At 64.0% G+C, this 25310-nt stretch carries 26 protein-coding genes; 21 read left to right on the plus strand and 5 right to left on the minus strand.

What is annotated here, in order from left to right; genetic code table 11:
• Positions 1 to 68 precede the first annotated feature (68 nt).
• The 6 genes from F8A10_RS18160 to hflX all read left to right on the plus strand — a co-directional run bounded on the left by F8A10_RS18160 (position 69) and on the right by hflX (position 8508).
• Complete coding sequence (locus tag F8A10_RS18160; RefSeq protein ID WP_029371612.1) at positions 69 to 2327, plus strand: sensor histidine kinase NtrY-like; 2259 nt, start codon at positions 69 to 71, stop codon at positions 2325 to 2327.
• On the plus strand, positions 2324 to 3712 hold the full coding sequence (gene ntrX, locus F8A10_RS18165) for a nitrogen assimilation response regulator NtrX (RefSeq protein WP_010394172.1): 1389 nt from the start codon (positions 2324 to 2326) through the stop codon (positions 3710 to 3712). Before F8A10_RS18160 ends, ntrX begins: the two co-directional genes overlap by 4 nt.
• A 169-nt stretch (positions 3713 to 3881) precedes the next feature.
• Complete coding sequence (gene trkA / locus F8A10_RS18170) at positions 3882 to 5258, plus strand: Trk system potassium transporter TrkA (protein WP_010394170.1); 1377 nt, start codon at positions 3882 to 3884, stop codon at positions 5256 to 5258.
• Positions 5259 to 5267: 9 nt separating this feature from the next.
• Positions 5268 to 6890 (plus strand): potassium transporter TrkG, encoded by a 1623-nt coding sequence (locus tag F8A10_RS18175; RefSeq protein ID WP_010394168.1) that lies wholly within the window; start codon positions 5268 to 5270, stop codon positions 6888 to 6890.
• A gap of 76 nt (positions 6891 to 6966) precedes the next feature.
• Positions 6967 to 7200, plus strand: coding sequence for an RNA chaperone Hfq (gene hfq / locus F8A10_RS18180; RefSeq protein ID WP_010394165.1), 234 nt, complete (start codon positions 6967 to 6969; stop codon positions 7198 to 7200).
• Positions 7201 to 8508: a GTPase HflX gene (gene hflX / locus F8A10_RS18185; protein ID WP_152368086.1), complete on the plus strand. Its 1308-nt coding sequence runs from the start codon at positions 7201 to 7203 to the stop codon at positions 8506 to 8508. It begins immediately after the preceding gene.
• Positions 8509 to 8581: 73 nt separating this feature from the next.
• Here hflX and F8A10_RS18190 read toward each other — a convergent pair whose 3' ends face one another.
• The 5 genes from F8A10_RS18190 to F8A10_RS18210 form a co-directional block, all read right to left on the minus strand.
• Positions 8582 to 9502 carry a carbohydrate kinase family protein gene (locus F8A10_RS18190; RefSeq protein ID WP_152368087.1) on the minus strand — a complete coding sequence of 307 codons (921 nt, stop codon included), beginning with the start codon at positions 9500 to 9502 and terminating at the stop codon, positions 8582 to 8584.
• A 22-nt stretch (positions 9503 to 9524) separates the two neighbouring features.
• Complete coding sequence (locus tag F8A10_RS18195; RefSeq protein ID WP_152368088.1) at positions 9525 to 10832, minus strand: zinc ribbon domain-containing protein; 1308 nt, start codon at positions 10830 to 10832, stop codon at positions 9525 to 9527.
• Between the two features lie 9 nt (positions 10833 to 10841).
• Positions 10842 to 11966 carry an SPFH domain-containing protein gene (locus tag F8A10_RS18200; protein WP_010394143.1) on the minus strand — a complete coding sequence of 375 codons (1125 nt, stop codon included), beginning with the start codon at positions 11964 to 11966 and terminating at the stop codon, positions 10842 to 10844.
• Between the two features lie 82 nt (positions 11967 to 12048).
• Positions 12049 to 13095 carry a DUF2927 domain-containing protein gene (locus tag F8A10_RS18205; RefSeq protein ID WP_152368089.1) on the minus strand — a complete coding sequence of 349 codons (1047 nt, stop codon included), beginning with the start codon at positions 13093 to 13095 and terminating at the stop codon, positions 12049 to 12051.
• Entirely contained in the window at positions 13092 to 14267 is a 1176-nt protein-coding gene (locus F8A10_RS18210) for a toxic anion resistance protein (RefSeq protein ID WP_010394137.1), read from the minus strand. Before F8A10_RS18210 ends, F8A10_RS18205 begins: the two co-directional genes overlap by 4 nt.
• Before the next feature lie 236 nt (positions 14268 to 14503).
• Here F8A10_RS18210 and fabF point away from each other — a divergent pair, with 236 nt between their 5' ends.
• The 15 genes from fabF to F8A10_RS18285 all read left to right on the plus strand — a co-directional run bounded on the left by fabF (position 14504) and on the right by F8A10_RS18285 (position 25310).
• Complete coding sequence (gene fabF / locus F8A10_RS18215) at positions 14504 to 15766, plus strand: beta-ketoacyl-ACP synthase II (RefSeq protein ID WP_010394134.1); 1263 nt, start codon at positions 14504 to 14506, stop codon at positions 15764 to 15766.
• Complete coding sequence (gene mltG, locus F8A10_RS18220) at positions 15763 to 16941, plus strand: endolytic transglycosylase MltG (RefSeq protein WP_010394132.1); 1179 nt, start codon at positions 15763 to 15765, stop codon at positions 16939 to 16941. The genes fabF and mltG overlap by 4 nt, the downstream gene beginning before the upstream one ends.
• Before the next feature lie 261 nt (positions 16942 to 17202).
• Positions 17203 to 17565, plus strand: a complete 363-nt coding sequence (locus F8A10_RS18225) for a hypothetical protein (protein WP_010394130.1) — start codon at positions 17203 to 17205, stop codon at positions 17563 to 17565.
• Positions 17516 to 18856, plus strand: a complete 1341-nt coding sequence (locus tag F8A10_RS18230; RefSeq protein WP_152368090.1) for a DNA-packaging protein — start codon at positions 17516 to 17518, stop codon at positions 18854 to 18856. Before F8A10_RS18225 ends, F8A10_RS18230 begins: the two co-directional genes overlap by 50 nt.
• A gap of 122 nt (positions 18857 to 18978) precedes the next feature.
• Positions 18979 to 20172, plus strand: coding sequence for a phage portal protein (locus F8A10_RS18235; RefSeq protein ID WP_152368091.1), 1194 nt, complete (start codon positions 18979 to 18981; stop codon positions 20170 to 20172).
• A gap of 1 nt (position 20173) precedes the next feature.
• Positions 20174 to 20407: a GTA head formation protein, RCAP_rcc01685 family gene (locus F8A10_RS18240; RefSeq protein WP_010394124.1), complete on the plus strand. Its 234-nt coding sequence runs from the start codon at positions 20174 to 20176 to the stop codon at positions 20405 to 20407.
• 1 nt (position 20408) lies between these two features.
• The gene (locus F8A10_RS18245) at positions 20409 to 20945 is read left to right on the plus strand and encodes an HK97 family phage prohead protease (RefSeq protein WP_406611736.1); all 537 of its coding nucleotides are present in this window, start codon (positions 20409 to 20411) and stop codon (positions 20943 to 20945) included.
• A 22-nt stretch (positions 20946 to 20967) separates the two neighbouring features.
• Positions 20968 to 22134 carry a phage major capsid protein gene (locus F8A10_RS18250; RefSeq protein WP_029371604.1) on the plus strand — a complete coding sequence of 389 codons (1167 nt, stop codon included), beginning with the start codon at positions 20968 to 20970 and terminating at the stop codon, positions 22132 to 22134.
• A gap of 141 nt (positions 22135 to 22275) precedes the next feature.
• Positions 22276 to 22899 carry a head-tail connector protein gene (locus F8A10_RS18255; RefSeq protein ID WP_152368092.1) on the plus strand — a complete coding sequence of 208 codons (624 nt, stop codon included), beginning with the start codon at positions 22276 to 22278 and terminating at the stop codon, positions 22897 to 22899.
• The gene (locus F8A10_RS18260) at positions 22896 to 23246 is read left to right on the plus strand and encodes a head-tail adaptor protein (protein WP_029371603.1); all 351 of its coding nucleotides are present in this window, start codon (positions 22896 to 22898) and stop codon (positions 23244 to 23246) included. The genes F8A10_RS18255 and F8A10_RS18260 overlap by 4 nt, the downstream gene beginning before the upstream one ends.
• A complete protein-coding gene (locus F8A10_RS18265) occupies positions 23243 to 23662 on the plus strand; it encodes a DUF3168 domain-containing protein (protein ID WP_085501484.1) in 420 nt (139 codons plus the stop codon). Before F8A10_RS18260 ends, F8A10_RS18265 begins: the two co-directional genes overlap by 4 nt.
• Positions 23663 to 23674: 12 nt before the next feature.
• Positions 23675 to 24088, plus strand: a complete 414-nt coding sequence (locus F8A10_RS18270) for a phage major tail protein, TP901-1 family (protein ID WP_010394113.1) — start codon at positions 23675 to 23677, stop codon at positions 24086 to 24088.
• Positions 24039 to 24407 (plus strand): gene transfer agent family protein, encoded by a 369-nt coding sequence (locus tag F8A10_RS18275; protein ID WP_050804162.1) that lies wholly within the window; start codon positions 24039 to 24041, stop codon positions 24405 to 24407. Before F8A10_RS18270 ends, F8A10_RS18275 begins: the two co-directional genes overlap by 50 nt.
• Positions 24404 to 24742: a phage tail assembly chaperone gene (locus F8A10_RS21850; RefSeq protein ID WP_152368093.1), complete on the plus strand. Its 339-nt coding sequence runs from the start codon at positions 24404 to 24406 to the stop codon at positions 24740 to 24742. The genes F8A10_RS18275 and F8A10_RS21850 overlap by 4 nt, the downstream gene beginning before the upstream one ends.
• Positions 24645 to 25310 carry a phage tail tape measure protein gene (locus tag F8A10_RS18285; RefSeq protein WP_152368189.1) on the plus strand — a complete coding sequence of 222 codons (666 nt, stop codon included), beginning with the start codon at positions 24645 to 24647 and terminating at the stop codon, positions 25308 to 25310. The genes F8A10_RS21850 and F8A10_RS18285 overlap by 98 nt, the downstream gene beginning before the upstream one ends.

Here is a 25310-nt window from a genome sequence, read left to right on the forward strand (position 1 = left end):
CTTGCGAGAGTCGCTGAACGGCCACAGAACAGCCGCGGCACGGCGGCGGAACCGTGAGGGCAGGCAAGGTGGCGGGAACGCTGTCCAGGGGTACATGGGAACGAGTCGCGCGTTTGCGACGTCTGCGCTGGTATCGCAATGCGGCGACGCTTGGGCTTGTCCTGCTGGGGCCGGTGCTGGCTGGTCTGACCTTTGCGGTGATGGGCCCCTTTGACAATGCCAGCTCGGGCGGGGCGGCGTTGCGGCTGGTGCTGCTTGCCGACCTTCTTTACCTGATCGTGCTCATCGGCCTTGTTGTGGCGCGTATGGTGCAGATCGTGGCGGCGCGGCGCAAATCGGCCGCCGGGTCGCGCCTGCACATGCGGCTGGTCGGCGTTTTTGCCACCATCGCGCTGGTGCCGACCGTTCTGGTCGCGCTTTTCGCCGGCCTGACGGTGAACATCGGCCTTGAGGGCTGGTTTTCGAATCGCGTTCAGCAGGTGGTCTCAAGCTCGCTTGCCGCCGCCGAGGCCTATCAGGAAGAGCATCGCCGCGACCTGACCAATGACGCGCGGCTGCTTGCCGGTGCACTGACGCAGGCGGCGCGGCAGAACCCGATGCTTGAGGAAGGCGACCTGCGCCTGTTGCTGACCGATTACCAAAGCCAGATCCAGCGCGGCTTGCGCGAGGCTTATATCGTCGATGGCCGCGGCACGATCCGTGCGCGCGGCGACCGCAGCTATCAGTTCTGGTACGAACAGCCGAGCCCTGCCCAGTTCGACGAGGCGGCGACTCGGGGGCTGGTGCTGATCGAGGATTGGCAAAACAACGAATTCCGTGCCCTTGTGCCGCTGACCCCGCTGCCGGACCGCTATCTTTATGTCACCCGCGATGTTGATGGCAGCCTGCTGGGGCTGCTGGACGATACGCGCCAGACCGTCGGCGATTACCAGCGGCTTGAGCAGGAGCGGGGTCGGGTCCTGCTTGAATTTTCGCTGCTTTATCTGGGCTTTGCGCTGCTGCTGGTGGCGGCAGCTATGTGGCTGGGCCTGTGGTTTGCAGATCGCCTGTCGCGCCCCATCGGCCGGCTGGCCGAGGCTTCAGAACAGGTGGGTAAGGGCAATCTGGACCTGCAGATCCCCACCCCCGACACCGGGGACGAGATCCAGACCCTTGGCGAAAGTTTCAACCACATGACGCGCCAGCTTAAGTTGCAGCATGAAGAGCTGGTCGAAAGCTATCGCGCGGTGGATGATCAGCGCCGGCTGTTTGATTCCGTGCTGTCTTCGGTTACCGCCGGGGTGATCGGGCTGGATGCTGCGGGTGAGATCGACTTTCTCAACCGCTCGGCCACGAGGTTGCTGGGGCTGGATCCGGTAACAGCGCATGACCGGCTGTTGTCCGAAGCGGTGCCTGAATTTTCGCCGCTGTTTGATCGGCTGGAGCATTCGGTCAATGAATCGGTGCAGGACGAGATTCGCCTGTCCCGTGAGGGGCGGGTGGAAAGCCTGCTGGTGCGCATGGCGATCCGGCGCGGTGCAGCGGGCGGACTGGAAGGTTACGTGGTCGCGCTGGATGATGTGACCGATCTTGTCTCGGCGCAGCGCATGGCAGCCTGGGGCGATGTTGCCCGTCGCGTCGCGCATGAAATCAAGAACCCGCTGACGCCGATTCAGCTTTCGGCCGAGCGGCTGAAGCGCAAGTTCGGCCCGATTGCCGGGGATGAGCGCGAGGCGCTGGAGCAATATACCGAAGTCATCATCCGCCAGACCAACGACCTGCGCCGGATCGTGGACGAGTTCAGCCGCTTTGCCCGCATGCCGGAACCCGACCGTAAGGAAACCGATATCACCAAGCTGTTGCGCGACACCGAACTGATGCAGCGCGATGCGCTGCAAGGCGCGCTGATCTCGGATATTCCTGATGAGCCGGTGATTGTCGATGCCGATGCCGGGATGATGCGGCAGGTCTTTACCAACCTGTTAAAGAATGCGGGCGAGGCGCTGGACGAATTGCGCGCCTCTCCGCCCGAAGGATGGGAGCCGCAGGTTCAGGTCACTATGACCGCTGCCCCCGATGCCGTAACCATCCGCATCATCGACAACGGCCCCGGCCTGCCCGAGGATCGGACCCGGCTTTTTGAACCTTATGTCACCATGAAACCTGGCGGCACAGGCCTTGGCCTGCCCATCGTTAAAAAGATTGTCGAAGAGCACGGCGGCCGCCTTGTGCTGACCGACGCGCCCGAAGGGCGGGGAGCCATGGCCGAAATACGATTGCCGCGCGAACGCCAGCCAGTGCGCCTGTCCGCGCGCCGCCAGAAACACGAGCAGGAAGCAATGAAATGAGCGATATTCTGATTGTCGATGACGAACGGGACATCCGTGAACTGATTTCCGATATCCTGCGCGACGAGGGCTTTTCGACCCGTCTCGCCGCCAATTCTGATCAGGCGGTGGCCGAACTGAACACGGCTGAACCGGCGCTGATGATCCTCGACATCTGGCTGAAGGACAGCAAGATGGACGGGATCGACATTCTCAAGCAGGTCAAGCGCAACAACCCTGACGTGCCGGTCGTCATCATCTCGGGCCATGGCAATATCGAGATCGCGGTCGCGGCGATCAAACAGGGCGCCTATGACTTTATCGAAAAGCCCTTCAACATCGACCAGCTTCTGGTGGTGATCCGCCGCGCGATGGAGACGGCGCGCCTGCGCCGCGAGAATGCGACACTGCGGCGGGGTGAGGCACGGGGCGCCGAGATGCTGGGCAACTCTGCCCCCTTCCGGCGGCTGCGCGAACAGTTGGACAAGGTCGCGAAGTCGAACGGCCGGGTCATGCTGACCGGTGAGCCGGGCGTCGGCAAGGAAACCGCCGCGCGCTATGTTCACGCCCAAAGCCCGCGGGCGCGTGAGCCTTTTATCACCGTGCCCTGCGCCACCATTGAGCCCGAGCATATGGAAGAAGTGCTCTTTGGCCGCGAGACCCCCGAACGGGGGATCGAACCGGGGCTTCTGGAACAGGCCCATGGCGGGGTGATCTATTTCGACGAGGTGGCGGATATGCCCCTTGGCACCCAACCCAAGATCCTGCGCGTGCTGACCGAGCAGCAGTTTCAGCGTGCTGGCGGCACGGACAAGGTGCGGGTGGATCTGCGGGTGATCTCGTCGACCAACCGCGACCTTGCGGCCGAAATCGCTGCCGGCCGGTTCCGGCAAGAGCTTTATGACCGGCTGAACGTCGTGCCGGTTGCGGTTCCATCGCTAGCCGAGCGGCGCGATGATATCCCGCTGCTGGCCGAGTCGTTCATTGAGCAGTTCCACGCCAGTCAGGGTCTGCCCCAGCGCGAACTGCCCGAAGAGACCGCCGCCGCTTTGCAGGCAATGAACTGGCCGGGCAACATTCGCCAGTTGCGCAATGTGATCGAGCGGGTGCTGATCCTTGGCGACGGCACCGGGCCAATCCAGCCGTCCGAGCTGGAAGGCCAGACCGGCAGCGCAAGCGGCGCCGAGGTGCTGGCTCTGGGGCCGCAGATTACCAGCCTTGCCCTGCGCGAAGCACGCGAGCTGTTCGAGCGGGAGTATCTGCTGGCCCAGATCAACCGTTTTGGCGGCAATATCAGCCGGACGGCGCAGTTTGTGGGCATGGAGCGTTCGGCCCTGCATCGCAAGCTCAAGTCGCTGGGCGTTGTCGGTGGCGTGCGCGTCGAAGAAGAGCTGGTCGGCAAGTAACACCCCCGAGGTGATCGCCTGGGCGCGTTGCGGCGCGGGCTTGTGGCCCGGCTGCCGCGCGATTAGCCATGTCTGTCGGATGCCGTGGCTCTGCGGGGCGTTTCCCTGTATCCGTTACCATTCCGGCGCGTTAGGATCGCGCCTTACCAAGGGTTGAATTGGAGCCGGTATGAAGATCATCATCTGCGGGGCAGGTCAGGTCGGTTGGCATATCGCCCGCCACCTTTCGGGCGAGCGGAACGATGTCACCGTCATCGACACCAATGCCGAACTGATCCGGCGCGCCACCGATGCGCTGGATGTGCAGGGTGTGACAGGCTTTGCCAGCCATCCCGATGTGCTGGACCGCGCCGGTGCGCGCGATGCCGATCTGATCATTGCCGCGACCCATTCGGACGAGGTGAACATGGTCACCTGTCAGGTCGCGCATTCCGTCTTTCAGGTGCCGCGCAAGATCGCGCGGCTGCGCAGCTCGGCCTATCTCGACGCGATTTACTCGGATCTCTACCGCACCGATCACCTGCCGATCGACGTGGTGATCAGCCCCGAGCGCGAGGTGGCGCGGGCGGCGATCCAGCGCCTTTCCGCCCCTTCGACCTTTGATGCCGAGACCTTTCTGGACGGGCAGCTGCACCTGCTTGGCATTTTGCTGGAGGCGGACAGTCCGGTGCTGAACACGCCTCTGCGCCAGTTGAACGACATGTTCACCAGCCTTAGCGACATCGTGGCCGGGGTACGGCGGGGCGGCAAGCTGTTTGCCCCCGAGCCGGGCGATCAGCTGTTCGAGGGCGATCAGGTATATGTCTTTACCCATGCCGTCGATGTGCCGCGTACGCTGGAAATCTTTGGCAAGCCGATGGCCAAACAGGAAAGCGTGGTCATCATCGGGGCGGGCAACGTGGGCCTTGCCGTGGCCCAGGCGCTGGAGGCGCGGCCCGAACGTATCCGTGTCAAGCTGATCGAGCGCAGCCGCGCCCGGGCCGAGGATGCGGCGGACGCGCTGAACCGTACCATCGTTCTGAACGGCGACGGGCTGTCGGCCGAACTGCTGGAAGAGGCGGCGGTACCACGCGCCGATGCGGTTCTTGCCATCACGGATGACGATAAGACCAACATCCTTGCCGCGGTGCGTGCCAAGCAGGCGGGGGCAAAGCTGGCGATCTCGCTTGTCAACGACCCGACGCTGATGCCGCTGATGGAGCCTCTGGACATCGACGCCTTCATCAACCCGCGGGCCAGCACGGTTTCGACCATTCTGCGCCATGTGCGGCACGGACGGGTGCGCGATATCTACTCGATCGGCGATGCCGAGGCCGAGGTGATTGAAGCTCAGGTACTTTCGACCTCGCCCATCGCCGGGCGGGCCCTGCGCGATATCGACTTTCCTGGCGGCGCGCTGCTTGGCGCTGTCCGCAAGGGTGAACGCGTGATCAAGCCGACCGGGGATCTGCGCATCGAAGAGGGCGATATCGTGGTGATCTTTGCCCTTGCCTCTGACATTCCCGAAGTCGAGCGCCTGTTGCAGGTCTCGATTGATTATTTCTGAGGCGGGGCGATGACGCTGCTGCTGCGCCTGCCGCTGATCGTGATCCTGGGGGGTATCGGGGCGCTGGCCATGGTCCTGCCCGGACTTTACGCCCATGCGCTGGACCAGCACAAGATCGGCTCGATCTTCCTTGGCGCGGCGGGGCTGTTTCTGTTGTTGGCCGCCATGCTGGGGCTGGCAACCGCTGATCGTGCCCAGGGGACACGCGCCAGCAGCGTGCTTTTGGTCATGCTGGGGACGATGGCGGGCCTGCCCGCGATGCTGGCTGTGCCCTTTGCCCTGTCATTGCCCGACACCGGCTTTTTCAACGCCTGGTGGGAGATGGTCTCCTGCATTACCACGACGGGCGCTTCGCTTTACGCGCCCGACCTGCTGCCGGCGCCGCTGCATCTGTGGCGGTCATTGGTTGGCTGGCTGGGTGGGCTGTTCATGCTGGTCGCGGCGATTGCGCTGCTTGCCCCCCTGCGGGTCGGCGGGTTTGAGATCATGACCTCTCCCTACGGGCGCAGCGAACGGTTCGAACATCTGCCGCGCTCGGGCAATGAGCCGCTGATTCTTACGCCGTTGTCGCATCCAGCCTATCAGACCGAACTTTCCGATCCGGTGCAGCGGGCGATGCGGGCGGGGCGGGCAGTGCTGCCGGTCTATGCTGGGCTGACGCTGCTGATGTGGATGCTGCTTCTGATGCTGGGTGAGCCGGGGCTGGTGGCGCTGACCCGGGCGATGGGGACGCTGTCGACCAGCGGCATCAGCCCGGTCTCGGGTCCTGCTGGACAGGGCAGCGGTATCACCGGCGAGGTCGTGATCTTTCTTTTCCTGATTCCGGCGCTGTCGCGGCGGTTCTGGCCCGGCGGAGGAGAGCTTAAGGCCAGTGAAAGCTGGAACGACGACCCCGAATTGCGCATGGCGGCAGGTGTGGTGCTTTTGGTGTCGCTTGCGCTGTTCGTGCGCCATTTCGCCGGGGCTGTCGGCGTCTCGCCGACCGGCGCGAAGGGAATCGTCGATACGCTCGATAGTGCGATTTCGGCGGCCTGGGGCGGGGTGTTCAATGGTCTCAGCTATCTGACCACCACCGGCTGGAACTCGGTCGAGTGGGAGGGCGCGCGCAGCTGGTCAGGTCTCAGCTCTCCGGGGTTGATGCTGGCGGGCCTTGCGATGATGGGCGGAGGCGTGGCCACCGCCGCGGGCGGGGTCAAGCTGCTGCGGGTCTATGCGCTGGCCCGTCACAGCGAGCGCGAGCTTGACCGCATCATCCACCCCAGTTCTGTCGGGGGCGGCGGGCTGATGGCGCGGCGGCTGCGGCGCGAGGGGGCCTATCTCGCTTTCATTTTCTTCATGCTGTTTGCCAGTTCGATTGCGGTCACGATCATGCTGATTTCGTTGCAGCGCATCGAGTTTGACAGCGCGACGATTCTTTCCATCGCGTCGCTGACCAATACCGGACAGCTTGCCGGTGCGATTCCGCTGACGCCGACATTTCAGGGATCAGCCGGCATGGCAGGCGCGCCATGGGCAGGCTGGGCTGGTCTGCCCGGTTTTACCAAAGCGGTGCTTGCCGGTGCGATGGTCGTCGGACGGGTCGAGACTTTGGCCATCCTTGCGCTCTTCTCGCCTGATTACTGGCGGCGTTAACGCAGATCACATGCTTGCAAGCCGCCGCCTGCTCCCCTAAGTCTTGAAAACCAGCGATAAGAACAAGGTGCCCCGAATGGCCGGCGACAAACAGAACCTCCAGGACGCTTTCCTGAACCATGTGCGCAAGGGCAAGGTTCCGGTCACGATCTTTCTCATCAATGGGGTCAAACTTCAGGGCGTGATCACCTGGTTTGACAATTTCTGCGTACTTTTGCGCCGCGATGGACAATCGCAACTGGTTTACAAGCACGCCATCTCGACCATCATGCCGGGGCAGCCGATCAGCCTCTATGAGGGCGAGGACTGATTGGCCGAGCCATCGGAAACCCGTGAGCGGCCCACCCGGGCCTATGTCATCCATCCTGATCTGGGCAATGCCCGCACCCGCCGCGCCCCCGAACTGGCGCTGGAGGAGGCGGTCGCCCTTGCCCATGCGCTGCCCGCCATTGAGGTGACGGGGGCCGAGGTGGCGCGGCTGCGCAAACCTGATCCGGGGATGCTGTTTTCCAAGGGGAAGCGCGAAGAGATCGGCGCGCATCTGCAGGCCGTAGCCGATGGCGAAGGGGCCGAGCTTGTGCTGATTGACGGACCGGTGACCCCGGTTCAGCAGCGCAACCTGGAAAAGGAATGGGGGGTCAAGATTCTTGACCGCACCGGGCTGATTCTTGAAATCTTTGCCGACCGCGCCCGTACGCGCGAGGGGGTCTTGCAGGTCGAACTGGCGGCGCTGGCCTATCAGCGCACCCGGCTTGTCCGTGCATGGACCCACCTTGAACGTCAACGCGGCGGATTGGGTTTTGTCGGCGGGCCGGGTGAAACGCAGATCGAGGCTGACCGTCGCGCCATTGACGAGCAGGTGGTCCGCCTGCGTCGGCAATTGTCGCGCGTGGTCAAAACGCGCGAGCTGCATCGCAAGGCCCGCGCCAAGGTGCCCTATCCAATCGTGGCGCTGGTTGGGTACACAAACGCCGGTAAATCCACGCTTTTCAATCGCCTGACCGGGGCCGAGGTTGTGGCCAGGGACCAGCTTTTTGCCACGCTCGACCCGACCATGCGTCAACTGACACTGCCGGGCGAGCGAAGGGTGATTCTGTCCGATACGGTGGGTTTCATTTCGGACCTGCCACATGAGCTGGTCGCCGCCTTCCGCGCTACGCTGGAAGAGGTGTTGGCGGCTGACCTGATTCTGCATGTTCGCGACATCAGTCATTCCGAGACCGAGGAACAGGCAGCCGATGTCGGCGAAATCCTTGATTCGCTTGGGGTTGAGGATGACGTGCCGCTGATCGAGGTCTGGAACAAGATTGACGCGCTGTCGCCCGACATCCGGCAGGCTTTGCAGAATACCGATGCACGCAAGCAGGATGTGCAGGCGATCTCGGCCCTGACCGGAGAGGGTATCCCCGCGCTGCTGTCTGCCATCGAGGCCAAACTGGCCGAGGCGCTGGACGAACCACGCCGCGAGGCAGAGCGGCTTCTGTCCCACTCTGACGGTCGCCGCCGCGCCTGGTTGCATGGTCAGGGTGTGGTTACCTCTGAAGAGATGACCGAGGACGGTGTGCGCCTGCGCCTGCTTTGGACCGACCGGCAAAAGGCAGCGTTCGAGGCTCTTTAACCCGCTTTCTCAGGCAGTTATTTCCAAATGTTAAAGCTGAATCTTCGCCCGTTTTGCGGGCGAAGTCGTCCCGTCAGGCCGGTTGCCCTTCAAGCTCATGCGCCCAGGGCGGGTTTGCCCCGGGGCGCGAGACGGTGATGGCGGCCGCGCGGGTGCCAAGCGTCAGCGCCTTGGCGATCGTCTGGGCATCAAGCCTGTCGAGGGCGTCACGGCTAAGTGCCCCTGCGTGATCAAGTGCGGCCATGACGCCCGCGTTGAACGTATCGCCTGCGCCGATGGTGTCGGCAACCTCGACCCGCACCGCTTGGGCGATCTGGGTCTCGCCCGCCCAGAAAGCCCGCGCCCCGGCTGAACCTCCGGTCTGGAACACGACGCGAGGGCCGCGGGCAAGGATCGCCGCCGCGGCTTCTTCGTAGCTTTTGCCGGGCATCAGCCAATCCATGTCGTCGCCCGAAAGCTTGACCAGATCGGCCATGGCAAACAGCCGCTCAAGCCGCGCGCGATAGGCGTTGGAATCCGAGATAAAGAAGGGACGAATATTCGGGTCCAGCATGATCGGCATGCGGTGGCGGACACGCCTGACCAGTTCCTCGACCGCAGCGCCGCAGGGATCAGGGACAAGGCTGATCCCGCCGATGAACAGTGCCGAGACGGTTTCCGGGATCTCGGGCAGGTCCTCGGGCGAGAACATGCGCCCGGCCGAGCCCTCGTCATAAAAGAAATAGCGTGCCTCGCCCCCTTCTAACGAGACAAAAGCCAGCGTGGTCAGCCGGTCGCTGCGCGGGCAAAGTGCGGTGTCGACCCCGGCTTCGGCCAGTGGGCGCATCAGCGTCTCGCCAAAGCGGTCACGCGATAGCGGCCACAGATAGCCCGTCGGTACGCCCATACGGCCAAGCGCAATCGCGGTGTTATAGACTGCGCCACCGGGCAGAGGGCGATAGTTCGCCCCTTCGGGCACCATGTCGATCAGCGATTCTCCGACGCACAGGATCATGGTTACCCCTCCCTTCCCGTTCCTAACCGCTTGGGGCGGCAAGGCCGCCCGTTCCGGCCTTCTGATAGCGGTAACTGTCGGCGATGAAAATATCCGGTGTGAAGTCCGCCTCACCAATCCGCACGAAACCGCCGCGCTCATTCATCCAGATCAGTGCGAGCAGCAGGACAAGTGCCAGAAGCACCGCGAAAGTGATCTTCCACACCGACCAGGGCCGTTCGCCCTGCACCCGGCCCGACTGACCGTTGACGACGAAGCGGTAGCTTTTACCGTTATAGCGATAAGCCGCTGTCCAGACCGGCAGCAGGATATGCTTGAAGGTTTCATCCGTGTAGCGGGTCTCGATTCCGTGGATGCGCTGTTCATTGCCGCCGATGTCGCGGCGCACGTCCATGGCGATGACACCTGCCATTTCCTGTCGCGCAATGTCATGGCCGGCGCTGAGCGGGATTGTATAACCCTCGGCCAGAAAGCCGGCCAGATATTCGGGCTGATATGGCACCAGATGCGACAGATCCCATGGGGTCAGCGCATCGGTGATCCGGCGTGGCAGAGAGCTGGAGGCAAGCACCAGCACATCGTCGAAATTCCGCGCCACCTGACCCGATACCGTTGTCCAGCGCGTCTTGCGCACCTGTTGGGCGACCCGCTGCTGGCGGCCGTCCACCATCTGGGTGACATAGACCGTTTCATAATACCAATCCCCGCGCGCGCCGCTGTAACGTGAGGCTGTATCGGCGTCGAAGGTCCAGAAGGGCGAATAGACCCCGCTCATCTTTTTGCCGCGGCGGGCATAGGCGGTCAGGCCCGACGGGGCGAACCACAGGCCGCGCAGCCAATCCTCAAGAGCCGCTTTTGCCTGAGCCTCGCTGATGACAAAGGGCAGCACGCCCTGTGGTTTGATCAGCCGGGTTGTGCCGGTGTCCGTAACCACGGCGGTGGCGCAGAACGGGCAGGCCGAGGCGTGGCGGTCGCTGGTGATTTCGACCTTTGCGCCACAATTAGGGCAAGAGAGGGTGCGGACCGTTTCGGCCAGCTCGCTGTTGCGGTCAAGCGACAGGCCATCCTCAAGCGGCAGTTCCCGCAGGCCGGGTGATTTGTGCCCCCCGTCCCATTGCAGCGCCCGGCCAGTCGCAGGGTCGCGCAGAATGGCGCTTTCGCCCCAGGGGCCCTGCTGCGGCTGGCGGGCCGGAGCACGCGCGGGGCCGGGGCCGATATCCTGCTGGTGTCCGCAAAAAGGGCAGAGCAAGCTTTGCTGCCCGGGCGAGAATTCAAGGCTCGCGCCGCAATTCTCGCACGGGTAGCGGTATTCCGAAGGCGGGGTCGGCATTCCTGTCCGTCACTCTGCCTTGGGCAGCGGCGGCGGAGGGGGAGGCGGCGCGACGGTGAACAGCTGGGCCAGCTCGGCCACGTCCTCGGCCCGTTTCCAACCGTCCTGACCGGGGGTCCAGACCAGGGTGTCACGGGCAAACTGCCCCTCGCGTGCCAGCCGGCCCAGGTGGGCGCGGCCATAGGGGCCGTCGGCCTCGCCATTGATGGCGATATGCCAGACCGTTTCGGGTTGCAGCGGCGGCGGGCTCTGCGGCGCGACCTGTGGCTGGGGCACGGCACCCCACGGACCGCGTTGCGCCATGGCGGCGCCAAGGCCCGCGCCCAGTCCGGCGCCGATGCCTGCCCCCATGCCCCCGGGCTGGTTTGACGCGTTCAGCATTGCCTCGGATGCCGCGTACTGGCCAAAGCGGTTCAGATCGCCCACGATGCCCATCGAGGTCCGCTTATCAAGCATTTTCTCAACTTCGTCAGGCAGGCTAATGTTTTCAATATAAAATTCTGGAATGGTCAGTCCATACGCTGCAATCGTGGGGCTGATCGCTTTGGCGACCATCTGGCCCAGATCGCCGGTATTTGCCGCCATGTCCAGAACCGGGATGCCCGAACCTGCGATCATGCGCGAGAATTCCTGCACGATGATATTGCGCAGCTGAAAGCTGATCTCATCGGCGGTGAATTCGCCATCGGTGCCGACGATCTCGGTCATGAAGCGGCCGGGGTCGGTCACCCGCATGGAGAAGGTGCCAAAGGCGCGGATGCGCACCGGGCCGAATTCCGGATCGCGGGCGATGACCGGGTTGCGCGTGCCCCATTTCAGGTCGTTGAAACGGGTGGTGTTGACGAAATAGATCTCGGACTTGAAGGGGCTGCGAAAGCCGTGGTCCCAATGTTGCAGCCGGGTCAGGATCGGCAGGTTGTTGGTTTCCAGCATATAAAGACCGGGCTGGAACACATCGGCAAGCTGGCCCTCATGGATAAAGACGGCCGCCTGCCCCTCGCGCACGGTCAGCTTGGCGCCGTATTTGATCGCTTTGCCTACCGTCGGATAGCGCCAGACCATGGTGTCGCGGCTGTCGTCGGTCCATTCGATGACATCAATGAACTCGCCGCCGAGGATGTCGAAAATGCTCATGAGGCTTGCCTTTCGCGCTTGCCGGGACGCGTGGCGAGGATGATCCCCGCGCCTGTCCCGCGTCAAGCCCCGACTGCCGGGGCTAGGCTTCGGTTCCCAGAAGTTCGCGGGCGATCTGCAGGATGATCGGACGCGCCTCGGCCGCGGTCATGCCGGGCTGCAGCCGAGGATCGTAAAGGATCTTGAGCAACAGCTCATCATGCGGGGTCAGATAGGCGAATTCTTCGTCATCGTTGAAGATCGAGGGCCGCACCCGCGGGCTGTCATTGGCAAGGCCCATGCCCTGTGCCAATTCTTCGTGAATGCACGAACGGCGCAGCCGCGAAGGCAGCTCGGCCCGGATCAGCGCCACGGCCTGGGTGTAGGTCGGCGAGTTGCCGTTGGAATAGGCAAAGACCGTGCAGTAATTCTGCGGCGCCAGATCGCGCAGCGCGTCTATATCGCTTGCCGGGATGCCCGGTACGAGCGAGGCGAGGCGCGGGGCGATCTGGCGCCGCTCATCCTCGTTCACGATCAGGACGTTGAAATTGCCCGTACCGCCGGTCAGCCCGACCGGATGGCCGCTGACGCTTTGCAGCCGTGCGGCAAGGCCCGCGATGTCGGCCCGGTCACGGGCCCGCAGCGCCGGAGCGACCGAGTCCCCGAATTCGACCCGCACCAGCACCGGCTGTTGCCAGCGCCGCAGGGGTGCTGGGGTGGCGCGGGGGATCAGCTTGCCCCCTTCGCGTATATATTCGTCGTGAAGGGCGACCTCGATGAAATCCTCGGCCAGCTTTTCGGGGGTCAGGGTGATCTCGGTCCCCCCATCGGTGCGCAGACGCCCGCGGCTGATCAGCGTTTCCTCAACATTGGCAAGATATTCGCGCATACTGCGGCTGGCCGGAGAGGCGGCCGCCGCCTCGGCCCGCGCGGTTGCGGCGCGTGCGGTTTCAGCGCGTTCGCGCCGCAGGGCTGCCTGATCGACCTCGGGTGGTTCGGGCCGGTCCGGGGGTGGCGGTGCCTTGATCACGGGCGGCGGCGCCTCGGTCTGGGTTTCGGGCGCACAGGCGGAAAGCAGCGCCAGCAGAGCCAGCGCAAAAGGCAGAGCGAACGGCTGTGCCAAAAGTCGGGGGCGGGTGGTCAGGGTCACGATGGTGTCGAGGCTGGGGAGGTGGAGCCGGCTCGGGCCGAGGCGAGGGTCTTGCGCAGTTCCGCTTCCATCGTCCTGAGGTCTTCCTCGGCGGCGGCGCGGCGGACGCGACCTTCGTCAGCGATGCGCAAGCTGTCCTCGATGGTCGAAATCAGCTCGGCATTAGCGGTGCGCACCGCCTCGATGTCAAAGACGCCCCGCTCGACCTGAGTGCGTATCTGGGCATTGGCTTCGCGCAGATTCTTGGCGTTTGCGGTCAGCAGGTCGTTGGTCAGGTCGTTTGCCTCTTTGACCGCGCGGGCGGCCTCGGCGCTGCGCTGGATGGTGACTGCCTGAGCCAGCTGCGTTTCCCACAGGGGCACGGTGTTCACCAGTGTCGAATTGATCTTGGTGATCAGCGATTTGTCGTTTTCCTGCACCAGCCGGATCGAAGGCAGAGACTGCATCGTCACCTGTCGCGTCAGCTTCAGGTCATGGACCCGACGCTCAAGATCGTCGCGCGCCGAGCGCAGGTCGCGCAGTTCTTGCGCGGCCATGACCTTGTCGTTTTCTGCCGCAGCCTCGACGGCGGCTTCCTTTGCGGGGATCTCGTCACGGTCGATCTGCGCCAGTTTTTCTTCGCCTGCTGCGATATAGAGCGCGAGCTCGTCGTAGAAGTTCAGCGTGCGATCATAAAGCAGGTCCAGCGATTTGATGTCTTTCAACAACAGGTGCTGGTGATGGTCCAGATCGGCGGTGATGCGATCAATCTGGCCCTGAACCTCTTCGTAATTGGCGACGAATTTCGCGAATGGAGCGGCACGGCCCAGCAGTTTTTCCCACCAGCTGCGCTTGCGCCTTACGTCGAGTTCGCTGACCGAAAAGCCGCGGATCGTGGTCACGATCTCGCGCAGCGATTCGCCGGCGGGGCCAACGTCCTTGTTCCTGACCCCTTCAAGCATTGCCTGGCTGATTTCCTGCAGCTCATTCTGGGCGCGGGCACCGAAATGCACGATCGAGCCAGAGTCGCGGATATTCACCTCGGCCATGCGCTTGCGGATTTCCTCGGCAAGCTCAGGGTTGGCCTCGCTGAGGGTTGGGGCTGCTGCAGGTGGTTCGGGCAGGACGACCGCGGTCACGGTCTGGATTTCGTCCAGGGCTGCCTGGGCGCTGGCCTGTGTCTGCGTGGTCATCCGGTGTAGTCCTTTCATGTGTCGCAAGGGCCCGGCAGCAGAATAGGCCCTTTCCCGTCGAGTTCAACGAGCGCCCTGCCCATCAGTTCCCTTTGTTTTTGGTGGTGTTGCCATCCTGCCGGGGTGGGACGGGCCATGATGGGGCGGGCGCTTGCCGGCGGGGGTCGCTTTGCGTTGCACGGGCAGCGGGGGGCGTGTAGAACCTGCCCGATCGAGCGTTGCGAAGGAGCCCGTGCATGCGCAGAGTTGTCGTCACCGGACTGGGGATGGTCACACCGCTGGCCTCGGGGGTCGAAGAGACCTGGTCGAGACTGCTGGCCGGAGAATCCGGTGCCGGCCTGATCACTCGTTTCGACACCAAGGATGTGGCGACGAAATACGCCTGCGAAATTCCGTTCGGGGATGGTTCGAACGGCACATTCAATCCCGATGACTGGATGGAGGCCAAGGACCGCCGCAAGGTGGACGATTTTATCGTCTATGGCATGGCCGCTGCCGAGCAGGCCGTCCGCGATTCCGGCTGGGTGCCCGAAAACGAGACTGACCGCGAGCGTACCGGCGTGCTGATCGGTTCGGGCATCGGCGGGTTGCAGTCGATCGCCGAAACTGCGGTTCTGATCAAAGAGCGCGGACCGAAACGGGTGTCGCCCTTCTTTATTCCCGGGGCGCTGATCAACCTTGTTTCAGGGCAGGTCTCGATCCGCTTTGGTTTCAAGGGGCCGAACCATGCAGTAGTGACCGCCTGTTCGACCGGCGCCCATGCTATCGGTGATGCGGCGCGGCTGATTGCCCTGGGCGACGCTGACGTTATGATCGCTGGCGGCACCGAAAGCCCGATCTGCGAGATCGGCATCGCCGGCTTCAACGCCTGCAAGGCACTGTCCACCAAGCGCGAGGCTGATCCGAAGGCGGCTTCGCGGCCCTGGGACGTGGATCGCGACGGCTTTGTCATGGGCGAAGGCGCGGGCGTTCTGGTGCTTGAGGAATACGAGCACGCCAAGGCCCGTGGCGCGCATATCTATGCCGAGATTCTGGGCTATGGTCTGTCGGGCGACGCCTATCACATCACCGCGCCAAGCGAGGATGGCGAAGGCGGTTTCCGCAGCATGTCCAATGCCTTGGCTCGTGCCAGTATCAAGCCGGGCGATCTGGATTATATCAACGCGCATGGCACCTCGACCATGGCCGACGTGATCGAGCTTGGCGCGGTCGAGCGGCTGCTTGGCGATGCGGCTGGCAATGTGGTGATGTCCTCGACCAAGTCGAGCACCGGCCATCTTTTGGGCGCGGCAGGCGCGGTCGAGGCGATCTTCTGTATTCTCGCCTTGCGTGACCAGATCTGTCCGCCGACCATCAACCTTGACAATCCGGCGCGTGAAACGCCCGTCGATCTGGCCGCCAATGCTGCTGTGCGCCGCAAGGTGGATTACGTGCTGTCGAACAGCTTTGGCTTTGGCGGCACCAACGCCAGCCTGGTGATGGGACGGGTCAAGGAATGATCTGGCGCCATATCGCGTCGAACTTCCTGACACTGCTGATTGTGGTGCTGATTGCGGTTGCGGCCGCGGTCGCCTGGGGCAAGCATGAATACGACCGGCCTGGCCCAAGCGCCGTGGCTGCTTGTGTGCGTGTCGCGCCTGGCGCCAGCCTGAACGCGATCAGTCAGCAGTTGGCCGAACAGGGCGTGATCTCGAACGCCTATGTCTTTCGGGTCGGCGCTGATTATGAAGGCAAGTCGCGCAATCTGAAATTCGGCTCGTATCTGGTCCCTCCGCAGGCCAGCATGGCCGAAATCTCTCGCGTCATTACCGCAGGCGGCCCCAGCACCTGTGGCACCGAGGTCGTGTTCCGCATAGGTGTGCGCGAAAACTCGGTGATCCTGCGGGACATGGATTCCGAAACTGGCGTTTTTGCCGAACAGGCGAAATACAACCCCGCCACCGAGCCTGCACCTGAGGTCATTGCCGCCGCCGAGCAAAAGCCGGACGCGCGGCTGCGTATTTCGGTCGCGGAGGGCGTGACCAGTTGGCAGGTGGCCGAGGGTCTGAAGCAAGCAGGTTTCCTGGGCGGCGAGGTCGGCAGGCTTCCTGCCGAGGGCAGCCTCGCGCCCGACACCTATGATGTCGAAAAGGGTGCGGATCGCGCCACCCTGCTGGCCGAAATGGCGCGGCGGCAATCGTCGATCCTGGCCTCGGCGTGGGAGGCGCGGGCGCCGGATCTGCCCTATGCTTCGCCCGAAGAGGCGCTGATCATGGCCTCGATTATCGAAAAAGAAACCGGGATCCCGGAAGAGCGTCGCGTGGTCGCCAGTGTCTTTGTGAACCGGTTGCGCCAGGGAATGCGACTGGAGACCGACCCGACCGTGATCTACGGCATCACTGGCGGCAAAGGGGTTCTTGATCGCGGCATTCGCGGCTCTGAGCTGCGGCGGCGCACGCCTTATAACACCTATCAGGTGGACGGGCTGCCTCCGACGCCGATCGCCAATCCGGGCCGGGCTGCCATCGAGGCAGCGCTGAACCCCGAGGATACGGACTACGTCTTCTTTGTCGCGGACGGTTCGGGTGGTCACGCCTTTGCCCGGACGCTGGAAGAGCACAACAGCAATGTTGCCCGGTGGCGTGAGATCGAGCGTCAGCGCGGACAGCCGCTTTCCCCGGTTCAGGGTGACTAGATTCGGCAGTTGACGGGGGCGTTTTCGCCCCCGTTGCATATTGCGTGCGCTGAGGTGTTGCGCGGCCCATCCTGTTGTTTTCAGTGATTTATTTTGAGATGCCGAACTCAACCAATGGGTTCTTATTGACTTTGCGAACGCCCTAAAGTAGAAATTACCCATGCTGGGAGAGGTGGGCAAGCGGCCGGGTCGGATGACCCGAGGCCGCTTTTTTCATTTCTTGCTCGTGCGGACAGACACACGAGGGCAGGACGATCAGGAATGACGATGAATTTCGATCCGGGGCCGGAGGCACCGGAAGGGCCTTTCGTGCCCGGCGCCGCCGCGGCGCCTGACATGGATGTGCTTGCGATCGCGGATGGGCTGTTCCGGTCTTATGCGGCGGATCTTGCCCGATTGCGGGCCAAGATTCAGGCCGGCGAGATGGACGAGTTGAAGGAATCCGTCCGGATGGTGCGCGACCTGAGGGCCGCGACCCAACTGGTGCTGGAGGAAAGGAGCAAGGTTGACAAGCTTCGCAAGGAAGCTGCCGGACAGGTCGGCGCGGGAACGCTTGACCTTGTCGCGGCACGCGATGAGATCGGGCGCCGCCTGGCTTGCCTGCGCCGCGCAGGAGGAGGTTGACGAATTCCTGGGCAGCCTTGGCGACAATGCCCTTGCGGCACTGCCCTGGCTGTTCGAGTTCTGGGCGCTGCCGCATCAGTTGCCGCCCGAGGGCGACTGGAAATCCTGGGTGATCATGGGGGGACGCGGCGCGGGCAAGACCCGCGCCGGTGCCGAATGGGTGCGCATGCAGGTTGAAGGAGCTACCCCAGATGCGCCGGGCCGTGCCCGTCGCCTTGCGCTGGTTAGCGAGACCTTTGATCAGGCGCGTGACGTCATGGTCTTTGGCGAGTCGGGGATTTTGGCCTGCTCGCCTCCGGATCGCCGTCCGGTGTGGGAGGCGGGACGGAGGCGGTTGGTCTGGGCAAATGGCGCCACCGCACAGGTTTATTCGGCGCATGAGCCCGAGGCGCTGCGTGGTCCGCAATTCGATGCCGCCTGGGTCGATGAACTGGCCAAGTGGAAGAAGGCCGAGGAGACCTGGGACATGCTGCAATTTGCCCTGCGTCTGGGGGAACACCCTCAGCAGGTGGTGACGACGACGCCAAAGAATGTCCCGGTGTTGAAGCGGATTCTGGGTAATGCCTCGACCGTGACCACCCATGCGCCGACCGATGCCAACCGTGCCTATCTGGCCGAGAGCTTTCTTGCCGAGGTCGAGGCGCGCTATGCGGGCACACGGCTTGGGCGGCAGGAGCTTGAGGGGCTGCTTCTTGAAGATGTCGACGGCGCGCTTTGGACGACTTCGATGCTTGAACGGTGCAGGGTCGATGCGGCCCCGACGCTATCGCGTATGGTGGTTGCGGTCGATCCCGCGGTGACGGGCGGGGCTGGCGCTGATGAATGCGGCATCGTCGTCGCCGGGGTGGTGGCCGAGGGTCCGGTGACCGACTGGCGGGCCTATGTGCTTGAGGATGCCTCGGTCCGGGGCGGGCCGTCTGATTGGGCGCGGGCGGCAATTCAGGCGATGGAGCGGCATGGCGGCGAGCGGCTGGTGGCCGAGGTCAATCAGGGCGGCGATCTGGTGGAAAGTGTTTTGCGCCAGATCGACCCGCTGGTGCCCTTTCGCGCCTTGCGTGCCGGGCGGGGCAAGGGGTTGCGGGCCGAGCCGGTCGCGGCGCTTTATGAGCAGGGTCGGGTTCACCACCTGCGCGGCCTGGGGATCCTTGAAGATCAGATGTGCCGCATGACCGTCGCGGGCTATGGTGGCAAGGGCTCACCGGATCGTCTGGATGCTCTGGTCTGGGCTATTCACGAGCTGATGATTGAGCCGGCGGCGCATTATACGCGTCCTGCGGTACGCGCGCTCTAGCGGCTTCGGCGCCGCTTTTGCGGGGCTGTCGCATGGATATTTGGACACGGAAGAACGGGTCATGGGGCTCGTGAGGGTCGCGGTCAGCGGCCCTTTTTTCTTGGGATTTTCAGGAGGAGCCTATGGCATTTCCCTGGTTCGGGCGGAATGGGGTATCGGCGCGGCCAACCACCGCAGTCGAGAAAAAGGCCAGCGCCGCCGGTAAGGTAGTGGCGTTGGCAGCGGGGTCAGGTCGGGTTGTCTGGTCCCCGCGTGATACGGTCAGCCTGACCAATGCCGGGTTCATCGGCAATCCGGTCGGTTTCCGAGCCGTACGGCTGATTGCCGAAGCGGCGGCTGCGGTGCCGCTGATCTGTCAGGACCGAGAGCGGCGTTATGACGTGCATCCGGTGCTGGATCTGCTGCGCAGGCCCAATCCGGCGCAGGGCCGTGCCGAGATATTCGAGGCGCTTTATGGCCAGATCCTGTTAAGCGGTAACGGTTATCTGGAGGCGGTCGGTATGGGGCCCAAAGGCCTGCCTGCGGAGCTGCATGTCTTGCGCGCTGATCGGATGGCGGTGGTGCCGGGGCCGGATGGTTGGCCCATCGCCTATGAATATGGTGTGGGTGGCCGCAAGGTTCGGTTCGATATGGCGGGCAGTCCCGATCCGATTTGCCATATCCGCAGCTTTCATCCTTTGGACGATCATTATGGGCTGTCGCCGATGCAGGCGGCTGCGGTGGCTGTCGATGTCCACAACAGCGCTTCGAGCTGGTCGAAGGCTTTGCTGGATAATGCTGCGCGGCCTTCCGGCGCTATCGTCTATCGCGGTGCAGATGGGCAGGGGAACCTGTCGCCCGACCAGTATGAACGGTTGGTTGCCGAGATGGAGATGCATCATCAGGGCGCCCGTAATGCCGGTCGACCGATGCTGTTGGAGGGCGGGTTGGACTGGAAGCCGATGGGGTTTTCCCCCTCGGACATGGAGTTTCATCAGACCAAGCTGGCCGCTGCACGCGAGATTGCACAGGCTTTTGGCGTGCCACCCATGCTGATCGGTATTCCGGGCGAGGCGACCTATGCCAACTACGCCGAGGCGCATCGGGCGTTTTATCGGCTGACGGTTCTGCCTCTGGTCTCGCGCGTGGCGAGTGCCGTGGCGTGGTGGCTGTCCGAGCATCTGGGCAATGAGATCGACTTGCGTGCCGATCCGGATCAGGTGCCTGCGCTTGCTGAGGAACGCGACGCCCAATGGCGGCGTGTCGGCGAGGCGGCCTTTCTGAGCGAGGCGGAAAAGCGCGCGGTTCTGGGCCTGCCGCCTGCGCAGGAGGACTAGGATGGAGGGCTCGCGTTTCGTCAAGGAGCCCTTTGACTGGCATGACCAGCGCCTCAACACCCAAGAGCGGATCATGGCGCTGCAGTTTGGTCAGGTCGAGCGCCGGCTGGAGCGGATCGAGGCGCTGATCGAAGGGCTGGAGCGGCGCTTATGGATGACGGTTTATGGCGTTGTCGCGGTGATCCTGACCCAGGCCGTGCAATCGATCATGACCTTTACGCCAAAAGGGGGATAGCGTGAATTCAAAGGATTACGGGCTGGAGTTGAAGTTTGCGGCGGGATCGTCCCTGATCTTGGACGGTACGCGGATCGAGGGCTATGCCAGCCTGTTCGGCGTTACGGATCAGGGCGGCGATGTCGTCTTGCGCGGGGCCTATGCCGAAAGCCTGAGGCGGCTTGCCGCGCGCGGCGACCGTGTGCGGATGCTGTGGCAGCATGACCCGACCCGGCCGATCGGCGTTTGGGACGAGATACGAGAGGACGAGCGGGGTCTGTGGGTCGCGGGTAGGCTTTTGCCCGACATTGCCCAGGCCCGCGAGGCGGCGGCGCTGATCGCTGCTGGTGCCATCGACGGGTTGTCGATCGGCTATCGCACAATTTCGGCCGAGCGTGATGCCAAGGGCCGGCGGCGGCTGACCGAGGTCGAGCTGTGGGAGGTGTCCTTGGTCACCTTTCCCATGCTTGCCGAGGCAAAGGTGGGCCGAAAATCAGGCGGGATCGACGAACTGGCAGCGGCTTTTCGGGCCGCAACGCAGGCGCTGCGCGCCGAATGATTTCATCCAAATGGAGGGGAGCATGACCGAGGTGAAAGCCGCGGCCGGGACAGAACTGCCCGGAGAACTGGGGGCTGAAATGCTGGGATTCGTAAATGAACTCAAGCAGTTTCGCTCAGACATTCAGAAACAACTGAAAGTACAGGAAGATCGCATGACCATCATGGACCGCAAGAGCATTTCCCGGGCGCGTGCCCCTTTGTCGGCTGAGGCCGATCAGGGCGCGCCCTATCAAAAGGCGTTTGACGCCTATGTCCGCCATGGGGACGATGCGGCGCTGCGCGGGTTGCCGTTGGAAGGTAAGGCAATGACCTCGACCTCGGATGGCGGGTTCCTTGTTGCTCCGACCGTGGCGATGCAGGTGCAGGACGTTCTGACCGGCACCGCCTCGTTGCGACGGATTGCCAATGTCGTGACAGTGGAATCGGCGAGCTATGAGGTGCTGGTCGATATGGGCGATATCGCCCATGGTTGGGCGAGCGAGGATACCGCTCAGGCTGAGACGGGTACGCCGACCGTTCAGCGGGTCGTGATTCCGGTGCACGAGCTTTCTGCCATGCCCAAGGCGAGCCAGCGCCTGCTGGACGACAGTGCCTTTGACGTCGAAAGCTGGCTTGCCGGTCGGATTGCCGACAAATTTTCCCGAGCGGAGGCAGCAGCCTTTGTCAAAGGCGACGGTATCAACAAGCCCAAGGGATTCCTGACCCATGCTACGGCGCCCCATCATGAGGCTGGTGATTCCAGGATCGGAACCTTGCTGTCAGGTGGTGATGGAGATTTTGCCGAAGGGAATCCGGCAGATGCTTTGATCGACCTGGTTTATTCGCTGGGCGCGCAATATCGGGCCAATGCAAGCTTTGTCATGAACTCGAAGACCGCTGCGGCGGTGCGCAAGATGCGCGATGCCGATGGCCGGTTTTTGTGGACGGACTCGCTGGCTTTGGGGCAGCCGGCGCAGTTGCTGGGCTATCCGGTGCTGATCTGCGAAGAGATGCCTGATATCGCCCGTGGCGCTGCTGCGATCGCCTTTGGTGATTTTCGCGCCGGCTATACCATCGTCGAGCGTCCCGATCTGCGCGTCCTGCGCGACCCGTTCTCGGCCAAGCCGCATGTTCTGTTTTATGCCACCAAGCGCGTTGGCGGCGGCGTCACTGATGCCCGCGCCATCAAGCTGATGATCTTCGGCTGATCCAGGGCCGAAGCGGGGCCGCGCGGATTTCATGCCCGCCTTACCGGCAAGTGCAACTGTCCGCGCGCGCGAGGGCGGGCAGCGGCGCGGCCCCTTTCGTGACCCGAGGATGCGGCACCCCAGCGAATGGGAGAATAGAAGATGATGCTTGAGGAAGTGACAGCGCCTGTAGCCGAGGCGCTGCCCGTCGCGGTGTTGCGCAATCACTTGCGGCTGGGCTGTGGTTTTGGCGGGCCTGGTGCTGAGGATGTGGCCGAGACCGCGGCTTTGGCGGGCTATCTGCGCGCTGCCATTGCCGCAATCGAGGCGCGTACCGGCAAGGTGCTGCTGACGCGGCGGTTTCGGCTGCAGCTGGAGCGGTGGCGAGATACGCAGGGCCAGCCGCTGCCGCTGGCCCCGGTCGAGGCGGTCGAGGGGGTTGAGATCCTTGACGCCACGGGGGCAGGGACGGTGCTTGATCCTGCGCGCTATCGTCTGGTGCGGGATATGCAACGACCGGTGCTGAAGCCGGTGGGCGTTTTTCTGCCATCTGTCCCGCACGGGGGATGCGTGACGATCAGCTTTCTGGCTGGTTTCGGGGCTGACTGGTCCCGGGTTCCGGCTGATCTGGCGCAGGCGGCGCTGATGCTGGCTGCGCATTATCACGAGGACCGCAGTTTTGAGGGCATCCAGAGTGCGCTGCCTTTCGATGTCAGTGTGCTGATTGAACGCTGGCGCTCTGTCCGGGTGCTGGGAGGGCGCGGCAATTCGCGTGGCGGTGCATGAGCACGCCACGCATGACAGTGCCGCTGGTCGTGGAATCCTCGGCCCGGTTGCCCGACGGGATGGGCGGCTTTCGCCAGTCCTGGCAGGAGGTCGGGCGGATCTGGGCCGAGATGCGCTCGGGCGCGGGTGGTGAACGTGTCGCCGCATTGGGGACGCAGAGCGTCGTGACCTGGCGGATCACCGTCAGGGCAGCGCCTGCGGGCGATACGCGCCGCCCGCGCCCCGGGCAGAGGTTGCGGCTGGGTGAGGGCGCGCAGGCGCGGCGCTTTCGCATCGACGCAGTCGCCGAAAGCGACCCCGGGGGGCGCTGGCTGGTCTGTATCGCGCAAGAGGAGATTCCGGCATGAGCTACCGGGCAACGGCTGCCTTGCAGGCGGCGGTTTATCAGGTGCTGCGCGATGATGCGGCGCTGCGCGAACTGGTCGGGGACGCGATCTATGACGCGATGCCGGTTTCGGCCCCGGCAGGGGTTCATGTCGCGCTGGGTCCCGAAGAAGCGCGCGATGCGGGCGACATGACCGGGGCGGGGGCAGTGCATGACCTGACCGTCTCGGTCTTGTCGGGGGCTGATGAGACCGGCGGTTTCGCGACGGTCAAGGCGGCGGCTGCTGCGGTCTGCGACGCACTGGAAAGTGCGGGCATGACCATCGGGTGTGGCCATCTGGCGGGGCTGTGGTTCCTGCGTGCCCGGGCACGACGGACGGAAAAAGGCGCGGGGCGGCGGGTCGATCTGACCTTTCGCGCGCGCATCGACCTTGGATGAGGAGAAACGGTGATGGCGGTTCAGAACGGACGCGACCTGCTGATCAAGATGGATATGACCGGCGACGGTCATTTCGAAACCATAGCCGGCCTGCGGGCGACCCGGCTGGGTTTCAATGCCGAGACTGTGGATGTGACGAGCCTGGAAAGCGAGGGTCGCTGGCGCGAACTGCTGGCGGGTGCGGGGGTGCGCTCGGCCAGCATCTCGGGCTCGGGTGTGTTCCGTGATGGCACGACGGATGAGCGTGCGCGGCAGGCCTTTTTTGATGGCGAGGTGCCGCGCTTTCAGGTGGTGATCCCGGATTTCGGCACGGTCGAGGGGGCGTTCCAGATCACGGCTTTGGAATATGCGGGTAGTTACAATGGCGAGGCAACCTATGAGATTTCCCTGGCAAGCGCGGGCCCGATCAGCTTTGTCGCGCTTTGACGGCATCAACCCGCTTGCGGGTGAGGTCGAGATCTGGCTGGGCAGTCAGCGCCATGTCGCAAGGCTGACCCTGGGCGCGCTGGCTGCGCTTGAGGCCGAGCTGGGCGCCGAAAGCATGATCGCGCTGGTCGAGCGGTTCGAGGGTGGCCGCTTTTCCAGTCGTGACGTGATGGCGGTTCTGGTTGCGGGTCTGCGCGGCGGCGGCTGGACGGGCGGCATGGATGATCTGGCCTTGGCCGATCTGCGCGGCGGGCCGGTCGCGGCTGCTCATGCGGCTGCGGCGCTGTTGTCGCGCGCCTTTCGGATCGAGGGGACATGAGTGGCGGGCTGGACTGGCCCGGGCTTTTGCGTGCCGGGCTGAGCCCCGCACGTCTGGGCGGTCTGGGCCTTACCCCCGGGCAGTTCTGGACGCTGACCCCGGCCGAGCTGGCGCTGATGCTGGGCGTCGACCCGGCGCACGGCGGTGGCGCGATGACGCGTGCGCGGCTGGCCGAACTGGCCGCGCGCTATCCTGACCGGCCTGTCGGTCAGCATGAGAAAAAAGGAGGCGGCGGTGGTGACGAACAGGGACGGGCTTGGCCCGCTCGACGAGGACGAACAAGAGGCGCTGATCAAGGGGCTGGACGAGAATGCCCGGCTGACGGCAGCCTTTGACGCTGAACTGGCCCGCCTGCGCGAGACCATGCTTTACACCAACCGCGAGGCCAGCACGCTGGCCTTTGGCATCGGTGCCGGGCTGCGCCGTGCGTTCTCGGGACTGGTTTTTGACGGCATGAAGCTGAGCGAGGCTCTGAAAGGCATCGCGCGCAGCATGGCGGATACCGCCTTTTCCCTGGCGATGAAGCCGGTCGAACAGGCGCTGGCCGGAGCCATCGCGCAGGGTGTGAACGGGATGGTCTCGGCGGTGCTGCCTTTTCGGGATGGCGCGGCCTTTGTGCAGGGTCGGGTCATGCCCTTTGCCCGGGGTGGCGTGGTCAGTCAGCCGACCTTTTTCCCAATGCGCGGCGCGACCGGGCTGATGGGCGAGGCCGGACCCGAGGCGATCATGCCCCTGCGCCGCAGTGCTGATGGTCGGCTGGGTGTCGCGGCGGCGGGCGGCGGGCGGCCGGTGAATGTGACCTTCAATGTCTCGACCCCCGATGTCGCGGGGTTCCAGCGTAGTCAAAGCCAGATTGCCGCGCAGCTTGGCCGCATTCTGGCGCGCGGGGAAAGGAACGGGTGA

The organism is Paracoccus kondratievae (assembly GCF_009301415.1).
In the GTDB taxonomy this organism is placed as follows: domain Bacteria; phylum Pseudomonadota; class Alphaproteobacteria; order Rhodobacterales; family Rhodobacteraceae; genus Paracoccus; species Paracoccus kondratievae.

Bases quoted from the DNA above. Each gene is read 5' to 3' on its own strand.
- fabF (WP_010394134.1), top strand. From the start codon at position 14,504: ATGCGCAGAGTTGTCGTCACCGGACTGGGGATGGTCACACCGCTGGCC.
- F8A10_RS18190 (WP_152368087.1), bottom strand. From the start codon at position 9,502: ATGATCCTGTGCGTCGGAGAATCGCTGATCGACATGGTGCCCGAAGGG.
- trkA (WP_010394170.1), top strand. From the start codon at position 3,882: ATGAAGATCATCATCTGCGGGGCAGGTCAGGTCGGTTGGCATATCGCC.
- F8A10_RS18235 (WP_152368091.1), top strand. From the start codon at position 18,979: ATGGCATTTCCCTGGTTCGGGCGGAATGGGGTATCGGCGCGGCCAACC.
- F8A10_RS18240 (WP_010394124.1), top strand. From the start codon at position 20,174: ATGGAGGGCTCGCGTTTCGTCAAGGAGCCCTTTGACTGGCATGACCAG.
- F8A10_RS18275 (WP_050804162.1), top strand. From the start codon at position 24,039: ATGAGATTTCCCTGGCAAGCGCGGGCCCGATCAGCTTTGTCGCGCTTT.
- F8A10_RS18260 (WP_029371603.1), top strand. From the start codon at position 22,896: ATGAGCACGCCACGCATGACAGTGCCGCTGGTCGTGGAATCCTCGGCC.
- F8A10_RS18210 (WP_010394137.1), bottom strand. From the start codon at position 14,267: ATGACCACGCAGACACAGGCCAGCGCCCAGGCAGCCCTGGACGAAATC.
- F8A10_RS18250 (WP_029371604.1), top strand. From the start codon at position 20,968: ATGACCGAGGTGAAAGCCGCGGCCGGGACAGAACTGCCCGGAGAACTG.
- F8A10_RS18255 (WP_152368092.1), top strand. From the start codon at position 22,276: ATGATGCTTGAGGAAGTGACAGCGCCTGTAGCCGAGGCGCTGCCCGTC.
- F8A10_RS21850 (WP_152368093.1), top strand. From the start codon at position 24,404: ATGAGTGGCGGGCTGGACTGGCCCGGGCTTTTGCGTGCCGGGCTGAGC.
- ntrX (WP_010394172.1), top strand. From the start codon at position 2,324: ATGAGCGATATTCTGATTGTCGATGACGAACGGGACATCCGTGAACTG.
- F8A10_RS18270 (WP_010394113.1), top strand. From the start codon at position 23,675: ATGGCGGTTCAGAACGGACGCGACCTGCTGATCAAGATGGATATGACC.
- F8A10_RS18195 (WP_152368088.1), bottom strand. From the start codon at position 10,832: ATGCCGACCCCGCCTTCGGAATACCGCTACCCGTGCGAGAATTGCGGC.
- F8A10_RS18265 (WP_085501484.1), top strand. From the start codon at position 23,243: ATGAGCTACCGGGCAACGGCTGCCTTGCAGGCGGCGGTTTATCAGGTG.
- mltG (WP_010394132.1), top strand. From the start codon at position 15,763: ATGATCTGGCGCCATATCGCGTCGAACTTCCTGACACTGCTGATTGTG.
- F8A10_RS18175 (WP_010394168.1), top strand. From the start codon at position 5,268: ATGACGCTGCTGCTGCGCCTGCCGCTGATCGTGATCCTGGGGGGTATC.
- F8A10_RS18200 (WP_010394143.1), bottom strand. From the start codon at position 11,966: ATGAGCATTTTCGACATCCTCGGCGGCGAGTTCATTGATGTCATCGAA.
- hfq (WP_010394165.1), top strand. From the start codon at position 6,967: ATGGCCGGCGACAAACAGAACCTCCAGGACGCTTTCCTGAACCATGTG.
- F8A10_RS18225 (WP_010394130.1), top strand. From the start codon at position 17,203: ATGACGATGAATTTCGATCCGGGGCCGGAGGCACCGGAAGGGCCTTTC.
- F8A10_RS18230 (WP_152368090.1), top strand. From the start codon at position 17,516: ATGAGATCGGGCGCCGCCTGGCTTGCCTGCGCCGCGCAGGAGGAGGTT.